We start from the raw sequence: 14,933 nt of genomic DNA, 5'->3' as shown, positions 1-14,933 counted from the left end.
TGTATTGAAGCTCTTAAAGAGGAAATGAAGTAGTTATTATGCAAAGAGAAATGTTTTGAAATCCATTCATATATGTAGACATACATAATATTCCTCTAGTGGTATAATACACTTTTGATTCAATCCTTTTTTTGTAACCTATTCAATAGGAGACTCATCATATTGTTCTTAACGTACGCTTCCGAGGTTTTTGCTATATGACTATCGTCACGAAAAGAATACCGTCTCTAACCATCTTTTTTCGCCCAAAACCAACAACATCGTAACTTTCTCCCTCTCTCAAACGTTTATACTATAAAGCATTAAGCAACTTATGGGAGGTTTGGAAGTGGAGCAAAAGATGGTTATAGTGAGTTTTTTGGCGAGTGTATTAGTATTAAGTTCAACTACTGGAATTACAGCTGCGGCGAACAATGATAATATTATGAATAAAACTACTACCAATAGTTCAAATACCACATCTAGTAAAGCAACATCAGAGAACAAGGTAGTACATACTTTAGGGAACTTGTCTCCTGTTAAGGTAACCGCACGTAGCTCAGTTAGGTTAACAGATGTGAATATTTTATCTCAAGATGACGGTAATATTGTTACATACACATTGACCTATAAGAACAATGATAGCAAACCATTAATGATGCTCGATTACTGGAGTAAGGTGAAAACAAAAGGTGGTACGCTGTTCTCACCGAAACTGATTGCCAAGGATCAAGAAAAGAAAACCGTAGCTGCTGGATCAAGCGTAGATCTAACTTACACGATGAAGGTTGGACGTGAAGTAAAGCTGAGTGATTTGAACTTCCTGATTGTGAAGTGGGATTTCAGTAAGCCTAATTATGAAAGTACCTTAGGGAAATTTAATGTTCCTGCATCGTATAGTATTACAACACCTGTAGGGAAGACAAAAACAGTTCGTCTCAGTGACTCGTCTGTGAAGGTTAAGGTGTCAGGTATTAAGGTATTTCCTGGGGAAAATAAGAATCAATATGTCAAAGTCGGCGTGAACCTGAATAATATCAGCTACAAATTGCTTGAGAATCCGAATATCAAATGGATCTTGCGCACTCCAAGCGGTACCAATTATCCCTTAACTCCAGATAAGGATAGTGCAAGCATCAGTATTCAGGCGCAGGCAAACAAGACACTTAGCTTAATGGTGTCCTTACCAACATCGGTAAAGCTATTAAAATCAGAATTGTTACTGGTAGAGGAACAGGGTGAAGAGAAGACAGCACTACCTGTTGCGGCTTTACAATTACCGCAGGCAAGCACATCAAACGTAGAAACGACAGCAAATGAACCTAATATAATTTCTATAGACGGACAACGACTGTCCACTTTACTTGAGTCTGCAAAAATACGTGTAAATGAGAATGAATATGATTTGAATATGCAGTTTGTATTGAAGAATGAGGGCAAAAAGGTGATTAAGGTTCCTACTTATACTTTTGAAGTTCGTACTGCAGATGGTACCATTTATCCTGTTGAAACAAAGGCATTAGATACGTTGAAGTTAAATCCTGGAGATATCAAAACTATTAAACTTAATACCGCAATTCAAGGTAATGGTGACGCAAGTCAGATCAAGTTATATGCGATGAGTCCTTTGGATAAGAGCGAAACTACAGAATCCACGAGTTCCTCCAGTACCTTAGTTTTTTCCTATCCTGTAGGAATCTATGCTATACCAGAATCTGTATCAAGCGGTGATGGTCTAACTACAGAGACTGTAATCAAGAACAATAAAGGTACATTTGGCGTATCTTTGGGTTCATTACAACGCTTGCCGTGGTTAGACAGTGATATTGTGGCAGCTAAAGTCACGATTCGTAATGCGGGAACCAAAACAGTGCAGCTTCCAGAGCTCGAAGCAATGTTCACGATTGATTCAGCTCAGATCGATGGTGACAAGAAACTGATCTACACCCAAAGTGGGAAGCTTCTTGGGGCAGGCATGACCACTGAAGCGTATCTTCTGACCAAAATCCCTTCTGAACTCCTCATGGGGCGTCTTGAAGTGAGTTTGATCGAGAAAGTTAGTGAAGAAGAAACGAATGAGTGGATTACCTTGAACACATCAGGATTGATTCAACCTGTATCTTATGTTGGCTCAGGTAAGACTTATACATCTGGTGCTCTGGATAAAGAGACTGAAATGAGTGTTCGTAGAACGATACGTTATCCTGGAACATCCTCAGATATAGTATATACCGAATTTGAGATGACCAATAAATCACTACGTCAGAACGGACTTGGCAAATTGGTAGGATATTTTAAGACATCGGACGGTCAATATTACAAAGCAACTGCTAAACAATCTGAACGCTCACCTGGCCCAGGTCAGAAGTCAATTGTGACGTTCTCGGCGAAACTTCCGAAGTCAGTTACATTCTCAGATTTGCGTCTGCTTGTGGGTGAGGGCGTTGCAGATAGCAAGTTTGTTACTGGTGAAGGTGAAGCTACCGCTTATGTGAATGCAATGGCATTCGAGGTACCACCAACCTCAATAAGTGTTCAAGGGAACTTCAACAACATTGATCTTTATCCGTATTCATTAACTGCTAACAGTGTTCGAGCGTATCTTGTGGGCAGCAATTCTGTACAAGTTGACATGAATTACACGCTTAATCGTAGTGAAGAGATCGAAATGGCTGAGTATGAACACAAATGGATTCTTGCATTTACAGCTCAGAATGGAAAAGTATTCGAGAAAGAACTGACTCCAGGTACGGATTTGAAAGTAGGAAGTAATCAGACTTTAAGTTGGAGCTTAGAGGACAGCTTCTTTGAAAAATTGAGAGGTGGGTCTTACCGCTTAGCGATATATGATCAGTTCCAAGGACAACGTTTGCTTCTTGCAGAGCAAGCTTATGGATATGATGTATCTAAGTTGCCAAAAGAAGAACCTGAAATTCCTGTGATTCCTGAGGGTGGGGCTGAATAGCCAGATAACAACAATTCAAGAATACGTACTGTATATACTTGCTATTATTTCTTGCTATTTATGAAAGCAAAACCTCGTCTTCGACAATATGGAGACGAGGTTTTGCTTGTCGCATCCCTACTTTTTCTCTATAGTTAAAGTTAATAGATTACCAGAGGAGGAAAATGATTCACATGAAACCTTATATGAAAGTATCCCTCGCTGCGCTCGCCATTGGTGTTGGCGTGTGGGTTGGGTCGGTATACAGCAATACAGCCATTGGAGCAGGTACCAGCCAACCAGGAACAGCGGATGATCCAGTCGTAACGAAGAGTTATGTAGATCAGCAGATCCAACAAGCTTTGGGCGGTAAGATCCCGACTGGAGGAGGTAGTACCAATACGGGAACAGACAGCAATGCAGGAAATGGTAACAACACCGGCTCTGCAGGAACCGGGAACTCAGGTAGCACAGGTGGAGACACATCCCTTCCTCCACTGGTCTCGGGCGCTTCTGATGCCGTTGAGATCGTAACCGTGAAGCCGGGTCAACAGCTGATCGGCAAGTCTGGCGCGGAGTTCATTGTACGTAGCGGTAAAGCTGTGATCGTCAGTGAAGGTACGAACGGAGTAGCTGATCTGACGGACGGGATTGACCTGACGAATGGACAGGCAGCGCCGACCAATCACCTGCTCTCTTTTCCAAGGGATGGACGGGGAATCACGGTATTGGAAGGGAACAAATACAGCTTAACCGTAATGGTTCGTGGTGGATATACTCTGAAATAGGTTTTGTAGCTGTTAAAGGAATTATTCATTCGTCATACATTTCATTTGCTCAGATTACCCAGTTCTAACAAACATTAATACGGCTAGTCAGTCTTGTTCCTGCTCACTCTATAACTGTTGACAATCAATTAATGGAGGTGCAGGAACTATGGCTAGAAGCAATCGCAAAGTGGTACCCGAAAGTCGTCAAATGCTGGATCAGATGAAGTATGAGATTGCTGCAGAGTTTGGTCTCAATGTGGGTTATGGTGGCAGAGGTTTGGCTGGTGCGGATACAGAATTTGGATCTGAACTGGGTGCAGTAAGTGATCACTCTTATGGGCAATACAAAGGGTGGGGACATCTGACTTCCCGCGAGAATGGATCGGTTGGTGGAGAGATCACCAAAAGGCTAATTCGCCAGGCAGAACAGCACTTATAGAGCTTTTTCCTTACCCCAATTCGTTTGACACGTCTTGACAAATACGTTAAGATGGCACTTGAGGTATACAACCTTTTCCACTAGGGAAAGGTTGATTTTCGTTTGAGGCAATTACCTGAAAAATCCTTATCTTCGGTACTGCGGACTCCGCGTCCTTATTCCATTTCGGAAAGCTTCGAGGGTACAGTGAACGAATCGCTGTCATGTTTTGTTCGGGCAATCGCCATACTACTAGTTATGGGAGGTTGAAACTTCATGTCTGTTAAAGGCCGGCATCTATTTACATCGGAGTCTGTAACTGAAGGACATCCGGATAAAATCTGCGATCAGATCTCAGACGCCGTATTGGACGCGTTTCTTGCAAACGACCCCAATGCTCGCGTAGCTTGCGAAGTTTCCGTAGCCACAGGCTTAGTGCTTGTCATCGGTGAAATCAGTTCAGCTTCTGAATACGTGGACATTCCGTCCATCGTTCGTAATACAATTAAGGATATTGGCTACACACGTGCCAAGTTCGGTTTTGATTATAACACTTGTGCAGTTCTGACTTCTCTGAATGAGCAGTCCGCTGATATTGCCCAAGGCGTGAACGCAGCGCTTGAGAACCGTGACCCGGAACAAGTCGCTCGTGAAACAGAAAACATTGGTGCAGGTGACCAAGGTCTAATGTTCGGTTTTGCAACGAACGAAACACCTGAACTCATGCCTTTGCCAATCGCTCTGTCCCACCGTATCGCACGCCGTCTGGCGGAAGTGCGCAAGAACGGTACATTGGAATATCTTCGTCCGGATGGTAAAACGCAAGTAACGATTGAATACGACGGTGACAAGCCGGTACGTGTAGATACAATCGTTGTGTCTACTCAGCACGCTGAAGAGACTACACTGGAACAGATCCAAAAAGACATCAAAGAACATGTAATCTTGCCTGTCGTTCCAGCTGAATTGCTGGATGAGCAGACTAAATATTTCATCAACCCAACAGGACGTTTCGTTATTGGCGGACCTCAGGGAGATGCAGGCCTCACTGGACGTAAAATCATCGTAGATACCTACGGCGGTTATGCACGTCACGGCGGTGGTGCGTTCTCTGGTAAAGATCCGACAAAAGTAGACCGCTCCGCTGCTTATGCGGCTCGTTATGTAGCGAAAAACCTCGTAGCTGCAGGACTTGCAGACAAAGTGGAAATCCAGCTCGCTTACGCGATTGGTGTAGCCAACCCGGTATCGATCAACGTGGATACATACGGAACTGGCAAAGTCAGCGAAGAAAAATTGGTTGAGCTTGTTCGCAACAACTTTGATCTTCGTCCGGCTGGCATCATTCGTATGCTGGATCTGCGTCGCCCCATCTACAAACAAACAGCAGCTTACGGTCACTTCGGCCGTACAGACCTGGATGTTCCTTGGGAGCAAGTGGACAAAGTAGACCTTTTGAAAACTCAAGCAGGTCTGTAATTTAGGTGCAATAGTAATAAAGCCCTTGATTCCAATAAGGAATTAAGGGCTTTTTTGTGCTTCCATCGATTTTACTGCTTGTCATGGACTAAGGAAAAATTATGGAATAAATCCCCAAATAACTAAATGAAATCCCTTCTCTAACCGAAATACATAATGAGGTCTGTACATCAGACAAGAGAAGAAATTCAGATAAGGGGGAAGATCAGTGAAATTGAAGAGAATCGCCAGAAAAGGCATACTTGGACTCTTGATCGTCATGCTAACGGCTCAAGGCTGGCTTACGGGTTGGAGTGGAGTTGAGCGGGAAGCATATGCGGCACACGCATTAAGTGCAAATGGAATAACGAATACTGTTCCTGCGGTGAAAGGAACGAATGTGGATAGTTCAGTACCATTCGTTATTGATTTTGATAAACCTGTTCAGAAGGCAACTGGTACACAAAGTTCAATCGTGATTAAACGTTTGGATGACAATACAGCGATGGGTTCGGTGCTGGTATCCAGTGACCAAGTTGTGATTGATCCCACACCACCGATTACAGACCCTACGACACCCGATGCTGGGGACAACACACCTGTACCAGCTACTGGCCTACGAGTGACGATTACACTGGGTAAGACTCTACCGGGAGCAACATACTACGTAGAGATAGATAATAAATCATTTGTTTACGCTGACAATACTGCATTTCCGGGACTGACTAACAAAGAGTGGACCTTCAGTACTCTGGGGCTAGGCTCAACTTCCCTTGTGAGTAGAGTTCCTGATAACGCAGCAATGGTATCCCTCTCAACTAAGGTAGTAATGACGTTCGATAAGCCGGTAACCGCAGGTAGAGGGAATCTCATTATTTATCAGGGAAGAGTTGGTGGTACAGTATTTGAGCAGATTCCAGTAAACGCAGGAGCACCTCGAATTACAGGTTTTGGAACCAATACGATTACGATCGTTCCAACGAATAACTGGAACAACAACACTACATATTACATCGTAATGCCAGAAGGTTATTTGCGGGATAGTAATGAGAATGATATCAGTGCAATTAGTGGGAATGTTTGGGGATTCAATATCATATCCGATCCGACGTCCCTTATGGTATCTACTGTATCTCCCGCAAACGGTACTACCAATGCACCTTTAACGGGAAATTTAACAGTTACGTTCAACAAGGAACTTGATCCGAATTACATTCAGAATGTAACGCTCAAAAAATCAAATGGAGCAACCGTTGCATCCAAGACAGCCATTAATAGTGCAAACAATAGACAATTGCTTATTACACCTACAAACGCATTGGATAGCAACACAAATTACGTGGTAGACATTCCAGCCAATACGTTTCGTGATAAAGCAGGAAATACATTTACAGGTCTTAATGGGTCTACATCATGGGCCTTTAAAACATTAAGTGCAGATACAACTGCACCTGTGTTGAAAAATGCTAAGATGCATAGCAATAACACCATTCGCCTGACGTATGATGAGTGGCTGTACAGCACTAATTCGCTGAGTAGTACGTATGCTGTAACTGTAAATGGTGAAAAGAGGAATGTCAGTTCCACTTATATCTCAGGCGACAGTGTATATGTTGTCATGGATACGGGTGTAGCGGTAGGGCAAGTTGTGCGGATCGCATATACTCCGGGTACTACGGGTAATCGTCTTACAGATCAGTCTTCCAATGCTGCGGCTGCTTTTGGCGCACGAGATGTGGAGAACGGTTTAGACTCTGTCATGTCCAAGCCGCGAGAAGGTAACGTGTATTACAGTACAATTACGTTGTACTATCCTGAGACGGTATATATCACTTCAAGTGATGCAGCGAGACAGTTCAGCGTAACTGCGGATCAGTCGGCTGTAGGCATCAATAGCATATCGATCAATGGCAGCTCTGTCGTGACATTGAACCTCAGTCGGTCCATTACGGATGGTGAAGTCGTTCGAGTTGCATACACGCCAGGTTCTTGGCCTGTAAAAGATACACGAGGACAGGCTCTTGCTGGATTTAGCGGCTTCTATGTCCGCAATTCCATTGATACCAAACCACCTGAGTTCAAGAGTGCTGAGGTGAGTGGTAACAAGTTATGGATGCGTTACAATGAACCACTGATCACGACGAATAAACCGCTCAATAGCCAATATTCTGTTCTGGTCGATGGCAAGCCAGTCTTCGTTAATGATTCCGAGATCGAAAATGATCTGGTCACGTTAACGCTGGCTTCAGCGGTGAAGGATACACAAAATATATCGTTATCATATGTACCTGGAGCATTGCGATTAACGGATCTGAACAATAACCCGGCAGGATATCTCAATCTGACTCCTGTAACGTACACATATGGAAATGGAAAAATCCTGTCGGCTACGCTTCAAGGAGACACGGTTCAGATTAATTTCCGTGATTCAATCCAGTCCCAGTCGGCACTAACAGCATCTCAGTTCAGTGTAGTGATTGGTAATTCAACCACAACTGTATTGTCTGCTTCAGCTTCTGGCTCTGTGGTGACGTTGAAAGTGGATACTTCAGCAGTAACATCGACAGCAATTCAGACTGGAACGGTGAGTTATGTACCTGGGGCAGTACCGTTACGAGATGCGTCGAATGTCACTGTAGAGGCATTTGGACCACTTACGTTGCAACAGACAAACAATAGTTCTACCAGTAGCCAGACGAAAACCCTGCCAGCCTGGTTAACAGAACTAGATGCATCGAGCTATAGTCAGTCTTTACTTGTGATGAACAATAATACGGCTTCTGCCGAGTCTGCGATGTCACGTAATAATCGCTCTACTCGTCAATTCAATGTGGATGCGACCAAGCTGATCCAGACCTTTGAATACGCATCGGCGGTCGGTAAGACCATGGAGCCTATTGTGTTTGAGGTTCCCGATAGTGAATCTTCTGCGTATGTTGGATTCCCGTTGAATGCACTGACACAGATTGCGGCAAGCTATCGCACAGGTAGCATTGGTGTGAAATATGGAGATCGTCTTTGGACTGTTCCTCTTTCCAATCTGGATTTAACCGCTATGAGTCGAAGTGTAGGAACCACTGGAGCATCAACAGGTGTACGTGAGCCATCCTTCTACGTGCAACTTGAAACGGTACCCGTGCTTGCGTCAGGTACGTTGGATGGAATGCTTATTAACTCAGGCGCACAGAAGCTCGGTAATAACACGGATGTATATCTGTTTGCTTTTAATGGAAACAATAATCAGCGTATGGAACTTGATCTCAAAAGCCAGTTGTCTATGAAATTACCTGCAAATACGCCTACCGCCACATCCGTATATACTTATATCGATCCGGTTACGCTTATGTTATCCAACGTACCTAGTTCGTTTAAAAGTACGGTTGGGGGTATGGTTATAAAAGGCCAGATAAATGGCAATCAGACGGTAGCTCCGGTCACCCATACCGTAAACTATCAGGATACGGCATCACATTGGGCTAGTGCAGTCATTAAAGAGCTCTCTGCGAAATGGATTATTAGTGCACCCAATGGATCTTTCTATAGACCGAATGAAAACATTTCACGTGCGGAATTTGCTGAATTGGTCGCTAGAGGTCTTGGACTGAATGGAGAACCTACTGCAGCAAGTCGTTTCCATGACGTTCGCAGCGGTAGTGTGACAAGTGCCTATATCGGTGCTGCAGCTGAAGCGGGGATCATTACGGGAAATACCGATGGTACCTTTAAACCGGATCGCCCCATTACGCGTGAGCAGATGGCACTTATGATGGTACGTGCGATGAACTACGGTGGGAAAACAGTCTCTCTTCAATCTTCAGCTGCTACCACTCTATCCAAGTTCAAGGACAGCAACAAAATCCAGTCCAAGGATTCTGTTGCCAAAGCGGTGCAGGAGGGAATCATTCAAGGTATGACAGCCAGAACATTTGAACCCCAAGGGAACGCGACTCGCGCACAGGCAGCAGTCATGTTGAAACGGGTTTTGGATAAATTAGGATATCTATAAAAGGCACACCATAACTACATTAGTAATGTCATACATCCAGGGCTATAGGATGAAGGTGTGTAATTAATAGGGACACTTCAAGGAAGCGCATTTCTTGAGGTGTTCTTATTTATTTGAGGACTATAAGGATGTATTTACGTTCGTGAAGAACAGAAAAGAATTAAAATTCTCAATCTCAGAACAGCATCAAATACAGCTTAGACAACTCAGGTGATATTAAAGCTATATTGCAGATTCTCGAAGATGTTATTCAAGGCGGATCATTTAAAGGAGTATATCAGCGTTTTTAGATTTATTAACAAATAATAATTTACAATATATTATTTATGATAAATGAGGTGGAGATATTGTATCCAACTATACAGATTCCATTTGAATTCACTCCTTTTTCGGTGATGTCCAAAACTGAAGCGAAGGAATATTATGAATGGTTCCTTTCGATCATCCCGCAAAGAATTGAATTATTACAGGAATATGTTGAATTATCTGGTTCTCATGTACAGCTGGATTTCAGTCAAGATTCTTTGATTTCTCTGTGGGAATGGTTTATTCCTCGGATTGAACAGAAAAAAAAGACGATAGAAGAAATAAAAGAAGAATTGGATCTAGTACCGGATTGGATGAGACCTGAAGTAGAACAAAATGTATTAAAGTTTAGTAGAGATACAGAAACTCAAATAATAGATATTGGAATTTATTTTAGCAGTGTATTGATACATTCATCCAATAAACTGAAATGGGTGGTAATTAATAAACCACGAAATCATGTTGATGTTAATCAACCCTTACTGGCTGGGACAGGGAAGATACGACTAAATCCAATTCGAGTCGTGGATGTTTGTACGGCAAGGGCTTTAAATGATGTTGGAAATATAAACATGTTAAGTGATCTTTATGTTTGGTGGAGAGAAAAATTATTGAATCATTGAATATGTTATGAGTTGTATAAGTAGAAAATTGATTTAAAATGTAAATAATATGAATTAATGTAATAATTATACCCCCATAGATGAACTTACTTAAAAAGCTCATCTATGGGGGTATTTTTTTGAAATATACATATCTACTGAACTCTTTGTGATTTTCTTACAATTAGATAAGGGGAAATAAAAGTGTCGTTAAAGTAGAAAGGGTAACTTTTATAAACATTACCAAGATATTTATTATGAAAGATTTCGAGAGTTATCATTCATTTATCAAGATTTACATTCAATACTTGAAATTTTGTAAGCTTCAGAACGCTATTTGTGAAAAACTCATTATCCAATATATACCTCAATCTTGGCTAGGGGCGTAACTTTTTCCACAAAAAGCAGTCTATTAATAGAAGAGTATACTAGAGATCTCGCTATCAGCTGCCTACTTGGCAGTGTTCGTGATGTCTAAGATTGATATACAAGATGGGAGAGACGTTTCAGACATGCTGGGGAAACATGGGAAACAGCTAGAAGACGTTAAGGGCAGTAAGGCGAAGAAATGGGCAATTGTGACGCTGGCGGGTGTGATCTGGATTGCACCGGTGATGAGTGCAGGTGGGCAGATGTGGTCAGGCACTTCGTGGCAATCGGTGGCCGCTGCAGCATCTACAAATACAAGCAAGTTGAGTGAAGAAATTCTGACTTCGGGTGCGAAGCTCATGAAATACAGATATACAACAACACGTTCCGGTTCCAAGGTCAACGTACTGGCGGATGTAATCCAGGTGGATCTGCAGAACCCGTATGTGAAGCTGGATGTAATGACAGGCAAGGGCGGTAATCTGAACAGTAAACAGAGCACAGGGGCCATGGCTAAAGAAAATGGTGCAGTAGCTGCTGTGAATGGCGATTACTTCAATGTATCCGGGGAGCTCGCGCCGATTGGTGGACAGGTCTCCGATGGCGTGCTGGTCTCCACACCATCCGAACTGTCGGGCATGTATGCCCTCACGGTGACCAAGGATGGCAAACCGATGATCGACGAGTATTCCTTTGACGGAACAGTGAAGGCGCAGGATGGTTCAACTTTTGCTTTGCGTGGGATAAATAAAGAGGATTATACGGTAGAGTCGGGCGCGGTGAAATATAGTCATGCCAACTCGATGTATATTTATACACCGGCATGGACCTCCTCCAAACGTCCAAATGATCCTTCCACAACGCCGACAGAGGTTCTCGTGCAGAACGGAGTAATTACCCAAATCTCGGATAAAAAAGCGTTAAACATGACGGTGCCGAAGGATGGGTACATTTTGCGTGCGCATGGAACAGCAGCGACATGGATCATGAGCCATCTATCTGTTGGGCAAACCTTGGATGCGGATTACAAGCTGAAAGCTAAAACAACTGGGCAATCGGTCGATCCAAGTAACCTGGAGATGATGATTGGCGGTCATACGATTCTTGTGAACGGTGGCAAGGCAGCTTCCTTTTCCCGTGATATCGCATCTTCCGGCATTGGTGGCATTCGTGCAAGAACGGCAGTAGGATACTCCAAGGATGGTCGGTATGTCTACATCATTGCAGCGGAGAAAAACAGTAACAGCAGCGGGATGTCGCTGACTGAACTGCAATCCTTTATGACCAGTGTGGGTGTCTGGAAAGGCATGAACCTGGACGGAGGCGGCTCTACAACCATGGTAACCCGTCCGTTGGGTGAGCAGACCGCTGATCTGACGTTTAACACAGAGTATGGCACCGAGCAACGTCAGGTTGTAAACACGCTAGGTGTGTTCTCTACGGCTCCTGCAGGTAAACTGAAGGGCTTTGCCGTGAGTGGCAGCCAAACGTTGCTGGTGGGGCAAGAGGGCAAGTACACGGCCAAAGGATATGACACCTACTACAACCCGATTGCAACAGGCGATATCAGCATGTCATGGAAGTCCAGCAACAACAGTATCGTGAGTGTTAGCAACGGAACGATCAAAGGCGTGAAGCCAGGTACAGCAACGCTGACAGCAACGAGCAATGGAGCTTCATCCTCCATTAAAGTATCGGTACTGGGTGGAAGTGAGTTGGCTTCCCTGACAGCAGGATCAGGTCTTGGTTCGCTCAAAGCAGGCACAACGATGTCCATCCCGGTGACAGCAACAACGAAGAGCGGACAAAGTGTCACGGTTCCGGCGGACTCGCTGACATGGGAATTTATCGGATTCAAAGGTAAAGTGACTGCTGACCAATTAACCGTATCTTCCGTTAATTCAGGTGCACAAGTGGGATATGCGATTGGTCGTTATGATGGTTACAGTACAGTCGTAGTACTCTCGGCTTCTGCAAGCGAAACAATCTGGGAGAACTTCGATAATGTGAATTATCCGATCAACTTCACGACAAACGCAGCGGGTGTAACAGGTACGGCAACCGTTACAGCAGGAACTGGTGAAAAAGCCGGCTCGAATGTGCTGCAACTCGATTATGATATGACTGCTGGAACAGGCAAAATGTATGCTTATGCACAACTGAATGGTTCTACCGGCAGAGAAGTATCTGCTGCAGCTACATCGATGTCGATGGATGTTATGGGAGATAAGAGCCTGAATTGGCTGCGTGCCGAATTCACGGATGCCAATGGCAAAACGGTATATGCCGATCTCGCCAAGGCAATTGACTGGAACGGATGGAAGAAGCTGAGCGTGGACCTGAATGGACTGAACATCGCCTATCCGGCGAAGCTGAAGCGGGTCTATGTAGTAAACGTGGAAGAAGGTCAGGATGAGCGTGCGAAATCAGGTACGGTTGCTTTTGACAACATCGCATTCACGATGCCTTCCAAATCCAGTGAAGTTGGATTGCCTACGGGAACAGCCTCGCTGGTGCTTGGACAGAAATCGATGACGATGAATGGAACGAAAAAAGCCATTGATGCAGCACCGGTACTGAAAAATGGTACCACGTATGTGCCAATCAAACATGTTTTGGACGCTTTTGGTGGTCAGGCAAGCTGGGATAGCAAAAATCAGCGGATCACGGTATTACGTGGTGGCAAGCTGATTGATCTGGTTGTAGGGCAGAAAGAATTCATTCTGAATGGTAAAAGACAGAGCGCAACTGTTGCACCATACGTAACGGGTGGTAGGACTTTAGTCCCGCTCAGACTCGTTTCCGAGCAACTTGGTCTGACTGTAAAATGGGAACAGAAAACGAAGACCGTTACCATCTCATCGTGATATGGTATGATATATACCGGAAACGATAGAAATGGAGTCGAACAAACGTGGATTTACAAGCCGATGCCATAGACCGCGTCATTAAAAACGCCATACAAGTCATGGAAAACAGCAAATATCAAATGTTCGAAATTATGGACGCAACTCGCGATGAGCTGAAAACACTCAACGAGGAGTTAAAGTCGGTGCTGAAGGAAACGGCGGAAACGATCGAGAAAGTAGATCAATTGGAGCTGAACTACCGCCGTTCCCGGATCCGGCTGACTGAGGTTAGCCGCGACTTTGTCCGTTATTCCGAGCATGATATCAAGCAGGCGTATGAGAAAGCAACACAGCTGCAGCTGGATCTGATGATTTATCGTGAGAAGGAAATGTATCTGAAGGCCCGTCGGGATGATCTGCAGAAGCGTGCCAAAAATGTGGAAGCTTCTGTGGAGCGTGCCGAGACCATCGGTTCGCAGATGGGTGTTGTACTCGAGTACCTGTCAGGTGAACTGGGTCAAGTGACCCGGATCATCGAATCTGCCAAAAATCGACAAATGATTGGTTTGAAAATAATTTTGGCCCAGGAAGAAGAGCGGAAACGTATTGCTCGTGAGATTCATGACGGGCCTGCGCAGATGCTCGCCAATCTAGTGCTTAGGACGGAAATTGTAGAAAGAATGCTCATTAAGCAGGATTTTAAGATGGTCCAGGCCGAAATAGTAGATTTGAAAGGCCAGGTTCGTTCCAGTCTTGAAGAAATGAGAAAAGTTATTTTCAATCTGCGTCCTATGGCACTGGATGATCTGGGACTGATTCCAACGCTTCGGAAGTATGTGCAGGATTTTGAGGTAAAAACGAAAATCCGGTCGCTTTTTGAAACAAGAGGTAAAGAACATCGTTTATCTTCAGCCATGGAGGCTGCAATCTACCGCCTCGTGCAGGAAGGTCTGTCGAATGCTGCAAAGCATGCTTATCCCACATATGTTGTAGTGGAAATTACATACCAGGCTCAGCTCGTCAAAATTGTCGTTCAGGACAATGGGCTTGGGTTCAAACCGGAGCTTCTTGCGAAGAAAAGCAAGGATCATACCCACTTCGGTCTGATTGGGATGAGAGAACGGGTTGAACTGTTAGAAGGAAGAATAGAGATTGAATCCGGAGAAAATCAAGGAACCAAAATAGTGATTCATATCCCGACAAACGTGGATAAGGGAAAGGAGTAGCAGGAT

The 14,933-nt window shown here is 44.1% G+C and carries 8 protein-coding genes; all 8 read left to right on the top strand.

All coding sequences use genetic code 11. The features are described from left to right. The first annotated feature begins 328 nt into the window (after window positions 1-328). The 8 genes from F0220_RS27290 to F0220_RS27255 all read left to right on the top strand — a co-directional run bounded on the left by F0220_RS27290 (window position 329) and on the right by F0220_RS27255 (window position 14,927). Window positions 329-2,944 carry a hypothetical protein gene (locus F0220_RS27290; protein ID WP_149846825.1) on the top strand — a complete coding sequence of 872 codons (2,616 nt, stop codon included), beginning with the start codon at window positions 329-331 and terminating at the stop codon, window positions 2,942-2,944. Window positions 2,945-3,117: 173 nt separating this feature from the next. Then, window positions 3,118-3,711 carry a hypothetical protein gene (locus F0220_RS27285; RefSeq protein ID WP_105600116.1) on the top strand — a complete coding sequence of 198 codons (594 nt, stop codon included), beginning with the start codon at window positions 3,118-3,120 and terminating at the stop codon, window positions 3,709-3,711. A 148-nt stretch (window positions 3,712-3,859) separates the two neighbouring features. Continuing rightward, on the top strand, window positions 3,860-4,132 hold the full coding sequence (locus tag F0220_RS27280; RefSeq protein WP_105600114.1) for an alpha/beta-type small acid-soluble spore protein: 273 nt from the start codon (window positions 3,860-3,862) through the stop codon (window positions 4,130-4,132). Between the two features lie 255 nt (window positions 4,133-4,387). Further along, window positions 4,388-5,590 (top strand): methionine adenosyltransferase, encoded by a 1,203-nt coding sequence (metK, locus tag F0220_RS27275; RefSeq protein ID WP_105600112.1) that lies wholly within the window; start codon window positions 4,388-4,390, stop codon window positions 5,588-5,590. 208 nt (window positions 5,591-5,798) lie between these two features. Beyond that, window positions 5,799-9,575: an S-layer homology domain-containing protein gene (locus F0220_RS27270; RefSeq protein ID WP_105600111.1), complete on the top strand. Its 3,777-nt coding sequence runs from the start codon at window positions 5,799-5,801 to the stop codon at window positions 9,573-9,575. Between the two features lie 347 nt (window positions 9,576-9,922). After that, window positions 9,923-10,504, top strand: coding sequence for a hypothetical protein (locus tag F0220_RS27265; protein WP_105600109.1), 582 nt, complete (start codon window positions 9,923-9,925; stop codon window positions 10,502-10,504). A gap of 491 nt (window positions 10,505-10,995) precedes the next feature. Next, window positions 10,996-13,719, top strand: a complete 2,724-nt coding sequence (locus F0220_RS27260) for a stalk domain-containing protein (RefSeq protein ID WP_105600108.1) — start codon at window positions 10,996-10,998, stop codon at window positions 13,717-13,719. Window positions 13,720-13,766: 47 nt separating this feature from the next. Next, window positions 13,767-14,927 carry a sensor histidine kinase gene (locus F0220_RS27255; RefSeq protein ID WP_074092506.1) on the top strand — a complete coding sequence of 387 codons (1,161 nt, stop codon included), beginning with the start codon at window positions 13,767-13,769 and terminating at the stop codon, window positions 14,925-14,927. Window positions 14,928-14,933: the final 6 nt, after the last annotated feature.

It is taken from the genome of Paenibacillus sp. 37 (assembly GCF_008386395.1).
GTDB classification, from domain to species: Bacteria; Bacillota; Bacilli; order Paenibacillales; family Paenibacillaceae; genus Paenibacillus; species Paenibacillus amylolyticus_B.
The sequence above is the reverse complement of the archived record's forward strand: the minus strand, read 5'-3'. Positions and strand labels throughout refer to the sequence as shown.

Bases quoted from the DNA above. Each gene is read 5' to 3' on its own strand.
- F0220_RS27285 (WP_105600116.1), top strand. From the start codon at position 3,118: ATGAAACCTTATATGAAAGTATCCCTCGCTGCGCTCGCCATTGGTGTT.
- F0220_RS27280 (WP_105600114.1), top strand. From the start codon at position 3,860: ATGGCTAGAAGCAATCGCAAAGTGGTACCCGAAAGTCGTCAAATGCTG.
- metK (WP_105600112.1), top strand. From the start codon at position 4,388: ATGTCTGTTAAAGGCCGGCATCTATTTACATCGGAGTCTGTAACTGAA.
- F0220_RS27260 (WP_105600108.1), top strand. From the start codon at position 10,996: ATGCTGGGGAAACATGGGAAACAGCTAGAAGACGTTAAGGGCAGTAAG.